We start from the raw sequence: 14879 nt of genomic DNA on the forward strand, positions 1-14879 counted from the left end.
GGGGCGTACGCGGTTATGATGGGATATAAGAAGTGAGCTTTCCGCGATTCAGGCTAATTTTTCCGTCGCTAACCAGTTCCTGTAATACCTTGTGGATGGCACTGCGCGAGATATGGTTACGCGCCAGAATAAAGGTATACACCGACGTTTTTTCGCGCACCTCAGGTGCCATCGCCCAAATATACTTCACATGCTCAATAATCAGCTCGCGAATAGTACGGTGCGATTGCAGGGTCTCGCGCTGAAAATAGCGTTGCAGATGGTGCGTTAAGATATCAAACGCCTGCTTCCATAAATTTTTAGCGGTGAACAGGAGATCGGCATTCTGCACGCTCATTGCCCACATTTCACAATCGGTGTCACAGCGTAAATAATGTCCTGCCACTTCGGTGCGCATTTGCGGTAGCCCGAGAATAGCGGGTGCTGAAATACTGACCGTGACCAGGTCATTTTCCACACGATAAACAGAGACCGTCCCTTTCTCCAGAAATAAGATATGTCCATCGACCTTCAGGTCAATACGCTGGCGTTTTTTCCGTAAGGAGAGCCAGGCGTTATCTGATTTCTTAATTTCATCACCAATAAGTACTACCGACTTCTCTATTTCATTCTGGAACATGGATATCTCTGCTACAAATTTATGCCTGACAAAAAAACAGAAACAAAAATAAATGCCAGCTTAATAACATGCTGACATTTATTTCCGTTTATATTTTTATGTTAATCCGGATGCTACGCACTACAGGTACGACAAACATCGCAACCATCATGGTTTCACCACCCGCATTCCCAGGTGCTTTGGCGCGTTATCGGTGTGAACCGTGTTCTCGCGTGGTGATGCCGAACAGTATATTGCGCAGTCCAAAGAGAATTAATGCTTATCGCCTTTGTCATCATTATTTCTTCTTTCTCTTCTTTTCGCAATAGCCAGAAAGATACAATTATTTGATTCCTATATGTTTTATTTTCATTAACAAACCATTACTGTTGTTGTGCTATGATACTAAATTGCAACATTTCGCGGTTCTGGCTGCAGAATCTGACAGACATTGGTGGTCCTGATGGCCGGGATGTTTTTAATGCCACCCCACCAATGAAAGCATCATCAAGAGTAGAGACATCATGTCTGAGACTGGTAACATCAGTTATCTGATTGAAAGAAAAATCATCTTTACACCAGCGACTCAATGCCTGGCGAGAGTGGATCAACCCGAGCTACAGATAAAGCTCAAGCACTCAGCATCATTATGTCTTTTATTACTCATCCAAAATCACGGAAAAGTGGTTTCGCAAAACGAACTACTGGAATTTGGCTGGGGTGAAAACCATCGTCAGGCAAGCTTCAATGCTTTTTATCAGAGTATTCTCTCGCTGCGTAAAAGTTTACTTCAGTTAGAACTGGAAGCATCCTTTATCACAACCATTACCCGTAAAGGGCTGATCGTCCAGGACACATTTAGCATTGAGGAAATTGACACGCCGGAGAATTGCCCTGCGGTAACAGAAGAAGATTGGCCGCCCAATACCGACCTCACTGAGTTTTCAGATAATACCGCACATAAAACACCGATAACCAGGACGGAATCTGTACTGGTCTTACTGACTATTATCGTCTGCGGTCTGATACTGTATCCGTGGAACACCCGCGATAATTATTTTTCCGGTTATATTGCCACCCAGAATACCCACTCAAACTGTAAGTATTATTTTAATAACGATGCCAGCGATTTCTCCCGACACACTGCTTTTATCGATAAGAACCCAGGGTTGTGCCAGGACAATAAATTTATCTATATAACGACGTATCCTGAGTCCAAAAAACTGTCAGTGATCCAGTGTCGCTCCCCTATAAACGGAGAGCAGAAGAATACCTGTCAGTCGGTCTATTACCCACGGTACGATAGCTAATGAACTTACCTTCCCGCGCGCCCAAAATCAGAACACAAACAGGTATTATCCTGCTGCTTTGTCTTGTGGTTATCAGTATTGTGAGTTTTTGGCAGCAGGGTAAAAATCATAGCCATCTACATAATCTAGCCTGTCGCGCTACGATCGAGATCGTACGCGATAATGCCTCGTTTCGCGGGATCATCGATATCAAAAGTGGGGACAGTAAAGGTATTGTGAATATTGATGGCATCATCAAAGATGCAAACAACAGCGAGCAAACCGTGCAACGCATGGTTTTGTTTACCCACTCCAGCTATGGCTCAAGCCCCGTATGGGTATCGCAGAACATCCATATATCAAATCGTGAAACCGCCCCTGTCAGTATCATCCAGCAACTCCTGCCCGATTTCTTCCTGACCAATACCAGCGTCTCTAATGTCGATCTTTTCTCGCTGAATAAAGAAACCTACCTGATCACTAAAGAAGGCATCCCCTACCTGTACTGTCAGAATTATGACTTGCCCGAGAGTGAATAGTGACACCGTATTTTTGTGCCAAAGTGACGGGTGAATGTCTGGGGTAGTCGGTGATAAGATACTCTATTGTGGCTGAACTGAGGCTTGCCGTTGCAGCCCTTCAGGCTGCTTTCGATAGTGAAATTTATGGGTTTGTGTGAGTCTACAGGGGGTTCACATGAGACTGCCCGAGTACCTAAAAATATTAAAAAACGAGCATAATCAATATGAAAGAGTCACTTGATACGGACTTCACCAACCACACCCCCATGATGCAGCAGTATCTTAAGCTGAAGGCTCAGCACCCGGAGATCCTGCTGTTTTACCGCATGGGCGACTTTTACGAACTGTTTTATGACGATGCCAAACGTGCGTCGCAGCTGTTGGATATCTCGCTGACCAAGCGCGGCGCATCCGCGGGCGAACCGATCCCGATGGCGGGCATTCCCCACCACGCGGTAGAAAACTACCTCGCAAAACTGGTGAATCAGGGGGAGTCGGTTGCCATTTGCGAACAAATTGGTGACCCGGCCACCAGCAAAGGTCCGGTTGAGCGCAAAGTTGTCCGCATCGTCACGCCCGGTACCATCAGCGATGAAGCGTTGCTGCAGGAGCGTCAGGACAACCTGCTGGCTGCCATCTGGCAGGACAGCAAAGGCTACGGCTATGCCACGTTGGACATCAGCTCCGGGCGCTTTCGCGTCAGTGAACCAGCCGACCGCGAGACCATGGCGGCGGAATTACAGCGCACTAACCCGGCAGAACTGCTGTATGCCGAAGATTTCGCCGAGACCTCGCTGATCGAAGGCCGTCGCGGACTGCGTCGCCGTCCGCTGTGGGAATTTGAAATTGATACCGCCCGCCAGCAGCTTAACTTACAGTTTGGCACGCGGGACCTGATTGGCTTTGGTGTCGATAACGCATCGCGCGGATTATGTGCCGCAGGCTGTCTGCTGCAATATGCGAAAGATACCCAGCGCACCTCGCTGCCGCATATTCGTTCCATCACCATGGAGCGCCAGCAGGACAGCATCATTATGGATGCCGCCACGCGCCGGAATCTGGAGATTACCCAGAATCTGGCCGGCGGTATCGAAAATACGCTGGCCTCGGTGCTCGACTGCACCGTCACCCCGATGGGCAGCCGTATGTTCAAGCGCTGGCTGCATATGCCGGTTCGCGACACCAAAATCCTCACCGAACGTCAGCAGACGATCGGCGCCCTGCAGGATGTCACCAGCGAATTACAGCCGGTTCTGCGTCAGGTCGGCGATCTGGAGCGTATTCTGGCCCGCCTGGCACTGCGTACCGCGCGTCCACGCGATCTGGCCCGTATGCGCCACGCCTTTCAGCAATTACCTGAACTGCGTGCACAGCTGGAAGGCGTCGACAGCGCGCCGGTACAGATGCTGCGCGAGAAAATGGGCGAGTTCAGCGAACTGCGTGAACTGCTGGAACGCGCCGTCGTTGAAGCCCCGCCGGTACTGGTACGCGACGGTGGCGTCATTGCGCCAGGCTATAACGATGAACTGGACGAGTGGCGGGCGCTGGCCGATGGCGCGACCGACTATCTTGACCGACTGGAGATCCGCGAGCGTGAACGCACCGGGCTGGACACGCTTAAGGTTGGATTTAACGGTGTACACGGTTACTACATTCAGATCAGCCGCGGTCAAAGCCATCTGGCGCCCATTAACTACGTGCGCCGCCAGACGCTAAAAAATGCCGAACGCTACATCATTCCTGAACTCAAAGAGTACGAAGACAAAGTCCTGACCTCGAAGGGTAAAGCGTTGGCGCTGGAAAAACAGCTGTACGACGAACTCTTCGACATGCTGTTACCACACCTGGCGGATTTACAGCAGAGCGCCAGCGCGCTAGCCGAGCTCGACGTGCTGGTCAATCTGGCCGAACGGGCTTATACCCTGAATTACACCTGCCCGACCTTCACCGACAAACCCGGCATTCGTATTACCGAAGGCCGTCATCCGGTGGTTGAACAGGTGCTGACCGAACCGTTTATTGCCAACCCGCTGAATCTTTCACCTCAGCGCCGGATGTTGATCATCACCGGGCCGAATATGGGCGGTAAAAGTACCTATATGCGCCAGACCGCACTGATCGCCCTACTGGCCTACATCGGCAGCTATGTTCCGGCACAAAAGGTTGAGATAGGTCCGATCGATCGCATCTTTACCCGCGTGGGCGCAGCGGATGACCTGGCGTCCGGTCGTTCGACCTTTATGGTTGAGATGACCGAAACCGCCAATATTTTGCATAACGCCACCGAGAACAGCCTGGTGTTGATGGATGAGATTGGGCGCGGCACCTCCACCTATGACGGTCTGTCGCTGGCATGGGCGTGCGCAGAAAATCTTGCCAATAAAATCAAGGCATTGACGCTGTTCGCAACCCACTACTTTGAACTGACTCAGTTAGCAGAGAAGATGGAAGGCGTTGCCAATGTGCATTTGGACGCATTAGAGCACGGCGATACGATTGCCTTTATGCATAGTGTGCAGGATGGTGCGGCAAGCAAAAGCTATGGTCTGGCCGTCGCTGCGCTGGCCGGTGTGCCGAAAGACGTCATCAAACGTGCGCGGCAAAAACTGCGCGAACTGGAAAGCATTACGCCAAATGCCGCCGCAACCCAGGTAGACGGGACGCAAATGTCGCTACTTTCAGCACCGGAAGAAACGTCTCCCGCTGTAGAAGCGCTGGAAAATCTCGACCCGGATTCCCTGACGCCGCGTCAGGCGCTGGAATGGATATATCGGTTGAAAAGCCTGGTGTAACACTCGTTGTGCCCGATGTCGCTGCGCTCATCGGGCCTACGACAACTGGCAGGAATGGGTGCGAGAGGACGAAACCAAACCCTCAAGACGCGGGGTTTCCCCCGCGTTGTTGCTACTTCTTCGGTTCGTAAGCGAGAACAGCTTTAAACTCCATACCACGCTCTTTAATACTTAACTCGCACAGCGAATCTCGTACCATTAACGTAAATCCCAGCGCCGTGAAGCACAGCACTACAATTGCCACCAGGGCATATTTTGTCAGCATGTCTTGCCTCCCTGCAAAGAAGAGACTAGCATCCAAATGGTCTAGGTTTGTACGTTAGCCTCAGGTTGATAGAACTATCTCCTGGGGCTTTTGTCTTTCCGGGACCTTGCAAATGCTCAAAGCTCAGAAAGCCTCAAGCACCCGCCATCATTCTATTCCAGATGCCATTTCTTCGAAAAAATTAAGCCATTTGCTACGAGTCTGCTCGCAAAATAACAAGCCCCCGGATATTCGAGGCTTAATATTGGTATGCTGTGCCCGATGTCGCTGCGCTCATCGGGCCTACAAAATACCGCTATATGCAAGCCGGGCAAGGCAAAACCACGCCCGGGATTTTGATTAGCGCTTACCTTCCGCCAGCAGCGGCGGGATGCTCGGCACCATTGGCGCATCATCGATATCTTTTTGCGTCATGCGAAACGCCTGCGGGTAATGTTCGCGACTGGTACGGCGTAGCGGCTCGGTATCACGCCAGGTGTACAGGCAGTGCTGGCACTGGTATACCGTCCAGACGCCTTTCACCGGCGAGGTTGCCATCACTTCAATATGTTCATCAGCACAACGTGGACAAATCATCTGCTACTCCTTATTTACGGTTGGCCAGCATGGCGGTCAGCTTTTCAGCCCAGGCTTTGGTTTCCGGTAAATCGCATACCGGTTGGCTGTAGTGACCACGGTTATCCGGTGCAACCGGGGTAGTGGCATCAATGATCAGCTTATCGGTGATCCCTGCCGGGCTGGAACCCGGATCCAACTCCAGCACCGACATGTTCGGTAACTGCACCAGATCGCCTGCCGGGTTGACCTTCGACGACAGCGCCCACATCACCTGCGGCAGGTTGAACGGGTCAACGTCCTCATCCACCATAATCACCATCTTCACGTAGCCCAGACCGTGCGGCGTGGTCATCGCCCGCAGGCCGACCGCGCGGGCAAAGCCGCCATAGCGTTTTTTAGTCGAGATAATCGCCAGCAGACCGTGGGTGTACATGGCATTCACCGCCTGTACCTCCGGGAATTCCGCTTTCAGTTGCTGATACAACGGCACACAGGTCGCAGGCCCCATCAGGTAGTCGATTTCGGTCCACGGCATACCCAAATACAGCGATTCAAAAATCGGTTTGGTGCGATAAGAGACTTTATCAATACGCACCACCGTCATATTGCGCCCCCCGGAATAGTGACCGGTAAACTCACCAAACGGCCCTTCGATTTCACGTTTGCGGCTTTCGATAACCCCTTCGAGGATCACCTCAGAGCCCCACGGTACGTCAAAACCGGTCAGTGGCGCGGTAGCGATCGGGTACGGGCTTTCACGCAGCGCACCGGCCATTTCATATTCGGACTGATCGTACTTCAGCGGCGTGGCGCCCATCAGGGTAATGATCGGATCGTTGCCCAGGGTGATCGCTATCGGCAGATCTTCGCCGCGCTCTTCGGCTTTATGCAGATGCAGCGCGATATCGTGCATCGGCACCGGCTGCAGGCCAAGCTTACGTTTGCCCTTCACTTCCATGCGGTAGATGCCGACGTTTTGCTTGCCGAAGTTATCCGGATCCAGCGGATCGCGCGACACCACGCAAGCTTTGTCGAGATAGAAGCCCCCGTCGCCGTCGTTCAAACGAAACAGCGGCAGAATGTCGAACAGATTAATGTCTTCGCCGTCGACAGTATTCTCAGCCCATGCCGGGTTCGCACGGCGCTCCGGGGCAATCGGAAATTTATCCCAGCGTCGGATAAACTCATCAATCTGTTTTCTGACCGGCGTATTGATCGGCAGCCCCATCGAAATGGCGTGGTTTTGCCATGAACCGATGGTGTTCATCGCCACACTGGCGTCGGTAAAGCCACGAATATTGTCAAACCACAGCGCCGGTGCGCCGTCGCCGATACGCCCGGTCGCATTAGCGGCCGCGGCCAGATCCGGCTCAGCGTTCACCTCTTCGCTGATTTTCAGCAATTGCCCCTGGTCGTCCAGCGCCTGCAAGAAACCGCGCAAATCATCAAATGCCATTATTCATTCTCCTGTGAAAAATTCTGCGCCGGTCGTAAACCCTGCCAGCGACGGGCGTTCGGATGTTCCAGACCAAACTGATCGAGGACGCGCGCCACAATGTGCTGCGTGATGTCGTCGATCGTTTGGGGATGGTTATAAAACGCAGGCATGGGCGGCACCATCGCGACTCCCATGCGGGAAAGTGCGAGCATATTTTCCAGATGGAGGGTACTCAGCGGCATTTCACGCGGCACCAGCACCAGTTTGCGCCCTTCCTTCAGCACCACGTCGGCAGCACGGCCCACCAGCCCTTCGGCATAGCCTGCGCGGATCCCGGCCAGCGTTTTCATGCTGCAGGGGATAATAATCATACCGTTGGTGTGAAATGAGCCGGAAGAGATCGTCGCCGCCTGGTCCGCCGGGTTGTGGCAATAATCCGCCAGCGCAGACACCTCGCGGACGCTATAAGGCGTTTCCAGTTCAAGGGTGGTTTTCGCCCACTTCGACAGCACCAGATGTGTTTCCACCTCCGGCATTTCCCGTAGCGCCTGTAGCAGCGACACACCAAGCGGTGCTCCCGTTGCACCGGTCATCCCTACGATCAGTCTCATTCAGCCCCTTAATATTTGTTCGTGTACGAACATTTTAGTTAAAATACGCTCTCGATACATTTCAGGCAAGGGTGACTCGCACAGATAGCTAAAGAAACGATCGTTAAAAAATGGCGCATTACCCGCTATGATAGAAGCCGACCGCGATCCCGGAGTCCCTATGCCATTACGAAATAAAGCCTTTCACCTGTTACGTCAGCTTTTCCAGCAGCATACGTCACGCTGGCAGCACGAATTACCGGAGCTCACCAAGCCGCAATACGCAGTGATGCGCGCTATTGCCGAGCATCCCGGCATTGAACAGGTTGCTCTCACCGAAGCCGCGGTCTGCACCAAGGCCACGCTTGCCGAGCTGCTGAGCCGTATGGAAAAGCGTGAGCTGGTCAGGCGTGAACACTTCCCGGCTGATAAGCGTCGTCGGTTTGTCTATTTGACTGAGCAAGGTGAGGCACTACTGACAAGCGCAGCGCCGCTGGGCGATAGCGTTGATGATGAGTTTCTGGGCAGGTTGAGCGAGGAAGAGCGTGAACAGTTCACGCAACTGGTACGCAAGATGATGGCGTAATTTACCGGATGGCCGCTACAGGTGATGTATTTGTAGGCCCGATAAGCAAAGCGCCATCGGGCAATCAGTGCCGGATGGCGGCTACGCCTTATCCGGCCTACACACAGATAAGACGTAGCGCTACCTGGTTGTAAACCAAGAAAAAGGCCAGCCTCACTGAGACTGGCCTTTCTTGATAGAACTGTGCTTACTCGCGGAACAGCGCTTCGATATTCAGTCCCTGTGTCTGCAGGATTTCACGCAGACGACGCAGACCTTCAACCTGAATCTGACGAACACGTTCACGAGTGAGACCAATTTCACGGCCCACATCTTCCAGTGTCGCAGCTTCATACCCCAGCAGACCGAAACGACGTGCCAGCACTTCACGCTGTTTGGCGTTCAGCTCGAACAGCCATTTGACGATGCTCTGTTTCATATCATCGTCTTGCGTGGTGTCTTCCGGACCGTTTTCCTTTTCGTCGGCCAGAATATCCAGCAACGCTTTTTCGGAATCGCCACCCAGCGGGGTGTCTACCGAGGTAATGCGCTCGTTGAGTCGGAGCATACGGCTGACGTCATCAACCGGTTTATCCAGTTGTTCAGCAATCTCTTCTGCGCTCGGTTCGTGGTCCAGTTTATGCGACAACTCACGCGCAGTACGCAGATAGACGTTCAGCTCTTTTACTATATGGATCGGCAGTCGGATCGTACGGGTTTGGTTCATAATCGCCCGTTCGATCGTCTGGCGGATCCACCAGGTTGCGTATGTTGAGAAGCGGAACCCGCGCTCCGGGTCAAACTTCTCGACGGCACGGATAAGCCCCAGATTGCCCTCTTCAATCAGATCCAGCAATGCCAGACCACGATTGCCATAACGACGGGCAATTTTAACCACCAGACGCAGGTTACTTTCAATCATGCGACGGCGAGAAGCTACATCTCCACGCAATGCGCGACGCGCGAAATACACTTCTTCTTCGGCTGTTAACAGTGGCGAATAACCAATCTCACCAAGGTAAAGCTGAGTCGCGTCCAACACACGCTGTGTGGCCCCTTGCGATAACAGCTCCTCTTCAGCCAAGTCGTTATCACTGGGTTCCTCTTCACTCAAGGCTTTTTCATCAAAAGCCTCTACTCCGTTCTCATCAAATTCCGCGTCTTCATTTAAATCATGAACTTTCAGCGTATTCTGACTCATAAAGGTGGCTCCTACCCGTGATCCCTAAACGGAACAAGCAAGTGAAAGCCTGGTTCCGCCGAATTATCGCTGCGGTAAATAGCGCAGCGGGTTTACGGATTTCCCCTTGTAACGAATTTCAAAATGCAAGCGTGTAGAACTGGTTCCGGTGCTACCCATGGTAGCTATTTTCTGCCCCGCCTTGATTTCTTGTTGCTCCCGAACCAGCATTGTATCGTTATGGGCGTAGGCACTCAGGTAATCATCGTTGTGTTTGATGATAATAAGATTACCGTAACCGCGCAGTGCGTTACCGGCATATACGACGCGTCCATCTGCGGTCGCGACAATAGCCTGTCCCTTACTGCCTGCAATGTCGATCCCTTTATTGCCACCTTCGGTAGCCGCAAAGTTTTCAATCACTTTACCGTCAGTCGGCCAACGCCAGGTGGAGATTGGCGCACTGGTAGACGTTGAGCTTGCAGTCGATTCGGTTGCGCTAACTGCTGGTGCCGTTACTGGCGCTGTGACAACTGTCCCAGCAGGCTTGTTGTTCGGCAACATTTTGTTAGCACTTTGTTCACCTGAATCATCAGAATACGTAATTGTTGGTTTCGAAGCAACAGCGACGGTGGAATTTTGTGCAGGGTTGGTCACAACTCCTTGCTGTGCTGCATCCGCCTGGGTGATGGCATTGCCGCCGGTAATCGGCGCACCCGATGCGTTGCCCACTTGCAGAGTTTGTCCCACATTCAGGCCATACGGGGCCGGAACGTTATTGCGTTGTGCGAGGTCACGGAAATCGTTCCCGGTTATCCAGGCAATATAGAAAAGTGTGTCACCTTTCTTAACTGTATAGGTGCTGCCGCCGGTATAGCTGCCTTTCGGAATGTTCCCATACTTACGGTTGTACACAATACGGCCATTTTCCATCTGTACAGGCTGCTGCGCAACGGGCTGAATTTGCGTTGGCTGCGCGACCGGAGTCTGCACCGATTGGATCTGCGGCGTTTGCTGTGCGGTCGTCGTGCCCATTTTAGGTGGAGGCGTGATTAGCATGCCAGAATTGGTGTTCGTTGGCGCACCGCCATCAACAGAGTTGACCGGCGCAGGCGGATTCGAGGTGTTAGAACAGCCTGCCAGCCATAACGAAACCAGTGACAATGCCGCCATGCGGCGAACGGTAAATTTGTGGCTTCCCGCGCTCATTTATCCCCCAGGAAAATTTGGTTAACAACCAGTGACGTAATCACCGTGCAAGGCATCGGGCTGGACACTGGAAAACGTGACCACGATACGCTTACTAATTCCAGAATATCCAGGAAAACTCCAGGTATTCAGAACCTATATCTACGCTAACTCCCCTTTAACTAAGGGTACGAAGCGTACAGCCTCCACGGTATCGATAATAAATTCGCCTCCCCGACGACGCACCCGTTTCAAATACTGGTGCTCGTCGCCCACGGGTAAGACGAGAATGCCGCCTTCATCCAACTGCGTCATTAACGCGGTAGGGATTTCCGGCGGTGCAGCTGTCACAATGATGGCGTCAAACGGCGCTCGTGCCTGCCAGCCTTGCCATCCATCACCATGACGGGTCGAAACATTATGTAAATCAAGCTGCTTCAGGCGACGACGCGCCTGCCACTGCAAACCTTTAATGCGCTCGACAGAACACACATGCTGTACCAGATGCGCCAGAATCGCTGTCTGGTAACCAGAACCGGTGCCGATTTCCAGCACCCGCGATTGTGGCGTCAGCTCAAGCAACTCGGTCATACGTGCGACCATATAAGGCTGCGAAATCGTCTGCCCCTGACCAATGGGCAGGGCGATGTTTTCCCAGGCCTTATGTTCAAACGCCTCATCAATGAATTTTTCACGCGGCACGGCGGCGAGCGCATCAAGGACAAGCTCATCTCTGATGCCCTGCGCACGTAATTGTTCAAGAAGAGTGTGTACGCGTCTGCTTACCATTGCGTGTCGACTCCCACGCTGTCTAACCAATCAGAAACAACCTGATGCGCGCCGTATGCGGTTAAATCAACATGCAGCGGCGTGACAGAAACATAGCCTTCATCGACGGCAGCAAAGTCCGTATCCGGCCCGGCATCGCATTTTTCGCCCGGCGGCCCAATCCAGTACAACGTGTTACCGCGTGGGTCCTGCTGTGGAATAACCTGATCCGCCGGATGGCGACTGCCGCAGCGGGTAACGCGAATACCTTTAATCTGATCCAGCGGCAAGTCCGGGACGTTGATATTCAGAATACGCCCGGTACGCAGCGGTTCGCGGCTCAGCGCACGCAAAATGCGGCAGGTAATCGCGGCTGCGGTATCGTAGTGTTTATGGCCATCCAGTGAGACCGCCAGCGCGGGAAAGCCCAGGTGCCGGCCTTCCATCGCAGCCGCAACGGTTCCAGAATAGATAACATCGTCACCCAGATTAGGACCGGCGTTAATCCCGGAAACTACGATGTCCGGGCGCGGACGCATTAATGCGTTTACGCCCAGATAGACGCAGTCGGTAGGCGTGCCCATTTGCACGGCGATATCACCGTTTTCAAAGGTGAAGGTGCGAAGCGAAGATTCCAGCGTCAGTGAGTTAGACGCGCCACTGCGGTTACGATCCGGGGCAACGACCTGTACGTCAGCAAACTCACGCAGCGCTTTCGCCAGCGTTTGTATACCGGGCGCGTGGACCCCATCATCGTTACTCAGCAATATACGCATAATCACCCGTTGTGTTAATAAGTTCCCTTACTACACTGGTGGCAAAGCTACCTGCCGGTAGCCAGAAGCGTAACTCAACGGTTACGTCATCCCACCAGTTCCAGCTTAATTGTTGTGGGTACAGCAGCATAGCGCGACGCGATGCGTCGACTTTCTCACGCAATAATAAAGACTGCAGCACGCTTTCATCGGCAATGGCGGCCTGTTCAAACGCCAGCGCATCGCGCTGAGTTCCCCACTCACCGCAGCCGGGTAATGCCGCTGTAATCATTAATTCTCTTTCATTAACGCGACGCTGTAATTCAACCTGTTCTTCAGGAGTGGCAACAAACCAACTTCCGCGTCCAGACAATTGTAGCGCATCGCCGTCAACAACTTGATTAAAGTCTGTTTTTTTCAATCGTTCATTGACTATTTGATTAAACAACGCGCTGCGGGCTGCCGACAACCAAAAACTGCGTTTATTGCGATCGCGCACCGGTGCATCGCTTTGCGCCCAGCGCAGCGCCCCTTGCAGGTTACTGCCGGCGATGCCAAAACGTTGGGCACCAAAATAGTTCGGTACGCCGCGCTCGAGAATAGCCTGCAAACGTGCTTCAACGTCGGCGCGATCGCTGACTTCACGCAGCACCACCGTAAAGCCGTTACCTTTCAGGGCACCTAAACGCAGCTTACGCTTGTGACGGGCGTACTCCAGCACTTTACAGCCTTCAAGCTCAAATTTGCTTAAATCAGGCATGACATTGCCCGGCACGCGCGCGCACAGCCACTGTTCCGTGACCGCATGCTTATCTTTCTGCCCGGCGAAGCTGACTTCACGAGCATGAATTTTCAAAAACTTTGCCAGTGCATCGGCGACAAAACGAGTGTTACAGCCGTTCTTCAGGATGCGTACCAGAACGTGTTCGCCTTCTCCGTCCGGTTCAAAGCCTAAATCTTCGACCACCACAAAGTCTTCTGGATTCGCCTTCAATACGCCACGGCCCTGCGGTTTACCGTGGAGATACGTCAGATTTTCAAACTCTGTCATTTTGCAGCCTTTATGAGCAACGCCACCGCTTCACAGGCAATCCCTTCCCCACGCCCGGTAAAACCGAGTTTCTCCGTGGTGGTCGCTTTCACGTTAACATCATCCATATGACAGCCGAGATCTTCGGCAATAAACACGCGCATTTGTGGAATGTGCGGCAGCATCTTCGGTGCCTGCGCAATAATGGTCACATCCACATTGCCGAGCGTGTAGCCTTTGGCCTGAATACGACGCCAGGCTTCACGTAATAATTCGCGGCTATCTGCCCCTTTAAAGGCCGGATCGGTGTCCGGGAACAGTTTACCGATATCGCCCAGCGCTGCCGCGCCCAGTAGCGCATCAGTCAGCGCATGTAACGCGACGTCGCCATCAGAATGCGCCAGCAGCCCCTTTTCGTACGGGATGCGCACGCCACCAATGATAATTGGGCCTACGCCGCCAAAGGCGTGTACGTCAAAACCGTGTCCAATTCGCATTATGCATTCTCCTGATATACACATCACCCTTCAAGCGGCCTCTTTGTTGGCTGCCTTTGTTCACCCCAGTCACTTACTTATGTAAGCTCCTGGGGATTCACTCAGTTGCCGCCTCGATGCAGCTTGAATGATTTTGTGTCTAGATTCTTCGGGTCAGATAAAATTCCGCAAGCGCCAGATCTTCCGGACGAGTAACTTTAATATTATCAGCGCGTCCTTCGACAAGCTGTGGATGAAAGCCGCAATATTCCAGCGCCGAGGCCTCATCGGTAATGGTCGCGCCTTCGTTGAGTGCTCGGGCCAGGCAGTGGTGTAATAACTCGCGGGGGAAAAACTGCGGCGTCAACGCGTGCCATAAGTCAGTGCGTTCGACCGTATGGGCAATGTCAGTTTTGCCCGGTTCCGCGCGTTTCATGGTATCGCGCACCGGTGCGGCAAGGATCCCACCTGTACGACTGGTTTCGCTTATCGCCAGTAAACGAGATAAATCGTCCTGATGCAGGCACGGTCTGGCAGCATCATGCACCAGCACCCAGCGGGCATTTCCGGTGGCCTGCAAACCGGCCAGCACTGAATCGGCGCGCTCATTGCCGCCATCCACCACGGTGATTTGCGGGTGCGCTGCCAGAGGAAGTTCTGCAAAGCGGCTGTCGCCAGGGCTGATAGCAATGACGACATGCGTCACCCGGGGATGCGCCAGTAGCGCAGCAACCGAGTGTTCAAGAATGGTTTTATTGCCGATGGAGAGATACTGCTTAGGACACTCCGATTGCATTCGGCGGCCAAATCCGGCAGCCGGTACCACGGCGCAAACGTCCAATAAAGTGGCTGCCATGTTAAATCCT

At 52.9% G+C, this 14879-nt stretch carries 16 protein-coding genes; 4 read left to right on the top strand and 12 right to left on the bottom strand.

From position 1 onward, the window contains the following. Positions 1 to 13: 13 nt before the first annotated feature. The gene (locus tag FDW98_RS00815; RefSeq protein ID WP_096755932.1) at positions 14 to 619 is read right to left on the bottom strand and encodes a helix-turn-helix domain-containing protein; all 606 of its coding nucleotides are present in this window, start codon (positions 617 to 619) and stop codon (positions 14 to 16) included. Positions 620 to 1122: 503 nt separating this feature from the next. Between FDW98_RS00815 and FDW98_RS00820 the strand changes: the two genes are divergently transcribed. The 3 genes from FDW98_RS00820 (at position 1123) to mutS (ending at position 5200) form a co-directional block, all read left to right on the top strand. Beyond that, positions 1123 to 1908 carry a winged helix-turn-helix domain-containing protein gene (locus FDW98_RS00820; protein WP_096755931.1) on the top strand — a complete coding sequence of 262 codons (786 nt, stop codon included), beginning with the start codon at positions 1123 to 1125 and terminating at the stop codon, positions 1906 to 1908. Next, positions 1908 to 2426, top strand: a complete 519-nt coding sequence (locus FDW98_RS00825; protein WP_096755930.1) for a hypothetical protein — start codon at positions 1908 to 1910, stop codon at positions 2424 to 2426. Before FDW98_RS00820 ends, FDW98_RS00825 begins: the two co-directional genes overlap by 1 nt. Positions 2427 to 2632: 206 nt before the next feature. After that, complete coding sequence (mutS, locus tag FDW98_RS00830) at positions 2633 to 5200, top strand: DNA mismatch repair protein MutS (RefSeq protein WP_096755929.1); 2568 nt, start codon at positions 2633 to 2635, stop codon at positions 5198 to 5200. 112 nt (positions 5201 to 5312) lie between these two features. Here the strand turns inward: mutS and FDW98_RS00835 are convergent, their stop codons facing one another. From FDW98_RS00835 to FDW98_RS00850, 4 genes are all read right to left on the bottom strand, one after another. Further along, positions 5313 to 5465: a Hok/Gef family protein gene (locus FDW98_RS00835; protein WP_003034202.1), complete on the bottom strand. Its 153-nt coding sequence runs from the start codon at positions 5463 to 5465 to the stop codon at positions 5313 to 5315. A 339-nt stretch (positions 5466 to 5804) separates the two neighbouring features. Next, complete coding sequence (locus tag FDW98_RS00840; protein WP_096755928.1) at positions 5805 to 6041, bottom strand: non-oxidative hydroxyarylic acid decarboxylases subunit D; 237 nt, start codon at positions 6039 to 6041, stop codon at positions 5805 to 5807. Between the two features lie 10 nt (positions 6042 to 6051). After that, the gene (locus FDW98_RS00845; RefSeq protein ID WP_096755927.1) at positions 6052 to 7479 is read right to left on the bottom strand and encodes a non-oxidative hydroxyarylic acid decarboxylases subunit C; all 1428 of its coding nucleotides are present in this window, start codon (positions 7477 to 7479) and stop codon (positions 6052 to 6054) included. After that, positions 7479 to 8072 (bottom strand): non-oxidative hydroxyarylic acid decarboxylases subunit B, encoded by a 594-nt coding sequence (locus FDW98_RS00850; protein WP_096755926.1) that lies wholly within the window; start codon positions 8070 to 8072, stop codon positions 7479 to 7481. The genes FDW98_RS00845 and FDW98_RS00850 overlap by 1 nt, the downstream gene beginning before the upstream one ends. A gap of 160 nt (positions 8073 to 8232) precedes the next feature. Here FDW98_RS00850 and FDW98_RS00855 point away from each other — a divergent pair, with 160 nt between their 5' ends. Continuing rightward, entirely contained in the window at positions 8233 to 8637 is a 405-nt protein-coding gene (locus tag FDW98_RS00855) for a MarR family winged helix-turn-helix transcriptional regulator (protein ID WP_096755925.1), read from the top strand. 187 nt (positions 8638 to 8824) lie between these two features. On the opposite strand, the gene rpoS is transcribed toward FDW98_RS00855, so the two are convergent. The 7 genes from rpoS to ispD form a co-directional block, all read right to left on the bottom strand. After that, positions 8825 to 9817, bottom strand: a complete 993-nt coding sequence (rpoS, locus tag FDW98_RS00860) for an RNA polymerase sigma factor RpoS (protein ID WP_000081498.1) — start codon at positions 9815 to 9817, stop codon at positions 8825 to 8827. A gap of 63 nt (positions 9818 to 9880) precedes the next feature. Further along, entirely contained in the window at positions 9881 to 10960 is a 1080-nt protein-coding gene (gene nlpD, locus FDW98_RS00865) for a murein hydrolase activator NlpD (protein ID WP_319016474.1), read from the bottom strand. A 186-nt stretch (positions 10961 to 11146) separates the two neighbouring features. Beyond that, entirely contained in the window at positions 11147 to 11773 is a 627-nt protein-coding gene (gene pcm, locus FDW98_RS00870) for a protein-L-isoaspartate O-methyltransferase (protein ID WP_096755923.1), read from the bottom strand. Further along, on the bottom strand, positions 11767 to 12528 hold the full coding sequence (surE, locus tag FDW98_RS00875) for a 5'/3'-nucleotidase SurE (RefSeq protein WP_096755922.1): 762 nt from the start codon (positions 12526 to 12528) through the stop codon (positions 11767 to 11769). Before surE ends, pcm begins: the two co-directional genes overlap by 7 nt. Next, positions 12509 to 13558, bottom strand: a complete 1050-nt coding sequence (truD, locus tag FDW98_RS00880) for a tRNA pseudouridine(13) synthase TruD (protein WP_096755921.1) — start codon at positions 13556 to 13558, stop codon at positions 12509 to 12511. The genes surE and truD overlap by 20 nt, the downstream gene beginning before the upstream one ends. Beyond that, a complete protein-coding gene (gene ispF, locus FDW98_RS00885) occupies positions 13555 to 14034 on the bottom strand; it encodes a 2-C-methyl-D-erythritol 2,4-cyclodiphosphate synthase (RefSeq protein WP_096755920.1) in 480 nt (159 codons plus the stop codon). Before ispF ends, truD begins: the two co-directional genes overlap by 4 nt. A 139-nt stretch (positions 14035 to 14173) precedes the next feature. Then, complete coding sequence (ispD, locus tag FDW98_RS00890; RefSeq protein ID WP_096755919.1) at positions 14174 to 14869, bottom strand: 2-C-methyl-D-erythritol 4-phosphate cytidylyltransferase; 696 nt, start codon at positions 14867 to 14869, stop codon at positions 14174 to 14176. Positions 14870 to 14879 lie beyond the last annotated feature (10 nt).

This window comes from Citrobacter sp. wls711 (assembly GCF_005281055.1).
GTDB lineage: Bacteria > Pseudomonadota > Gammaproteobacteria > Enterobacterales > Enterobacteriaceae > Citrobacter > Citrobacter gillenii.

Excerpts from the sequence above, each read along its gene's own strand:
- FDW98_RS00815 (WP_096755932.1), bottom strand. The coding sequence starts at position 619 with ATGTTCCAGAATGAAATAGAGAAGTCGGTAGTACTTATTGGTGATGAA.
- FDW98_RS00820 (WP_096755931.1), top strand. The coding sequence starts at position 1,123 with ATGTCTGAGACTGGTAACATCAGTTATCTGATTGAAAGAAAAATCATC.
- FDW98_RS00825 (WP_096755930.1), top strand. The coding sequence starts at position 1,908 with ATGAACTTACCTTCCCGCGCGCCCAAAATCAGAACACAAACAGGTATT.
- mutS (WP_096755929.1), top strand. The coding sequence starts at position 2,633 with ATGAAAGAGTCACTTGATACGGACTTCACCAACCACACCCCCATGATG.
- FDW98_RS00835 (WP_003034202.1), bottom strand. The coding sequence starts at position 5,465 with ATGCTGACAAAATATGCCCTGGTGGCAATTGTAGTGCTGTGCTTCACG.
- FDW98_RS00840 (WP_096755928.1), bottom strand. The coding sequence starts at position 6,041 with ATGATTTGTCCACGTTGTGCTGATGAACATATTGAAGTGATGGCAACC.
- FDW98_RS00845 (WP_096755927.1), bottom strand. The coding sequence starts at position 7,479 with ATGGCATTTGATGATTTGCGCGGTTTCTTGCAGGCGCTGGACGACCAG.
- FDW98_RS00850 (WP_096755926.1), bottom strand. The coding sequence starts at position 8,072 with ATGAGACTGATCGTAGGGATGACCGGTGCAACGGGAGCACCGCTTGGT.
- FDW98_RS00855 (WP_096755925.1), top strand. The coding sequence starts at position 8,233 with ATGCCATTACGAAATAAAGCCTTTCACCTGTTACGTCAGCTTTTCCAG.
- rpoS (WP_000081498.1), bottom strand. The coding sequence starts at position 9,817 with ATGAGTCAGAATACGCTGAAAGTTCATGATTTAAATGAAGACGCGGAA.
- pcm (WP_096755923.1), bottom strand. The coding sequence starts at position 11,773 with ATGGTAAGCAGACGCGTACACACTCTTCTTGAACAATTACGTGCGCAG.
- surE (WP_096755922.1), bottom strand. The coding sequence starts at position 12,528 with ATGCGTATATTGCTGAGTAACGATGATGGGGTCCACGCGCCCGGTATA.
- truD (WP_096755921.1), bottom strand. The coding sequence starts at position 13,558 with ATGACAGAGTTTGAAAATCTGACGTATCTCCACGGTAAACCGCAGGGC.
- ispF (WP_096755920.1), bottom strand. The coding sequence starts at position 14,034 with ATGCGAATTGGACACGGTTTTGACGTACACGCCTTTGGCGGCGTAGGC.
- ispD (WP_096755919.1), bottom strand. The coding sequence starts at position 14,869 with ATGGCAGCCACTTTATTGGACGTTTGCGCCGTGGTACCGGCTGCCGGA.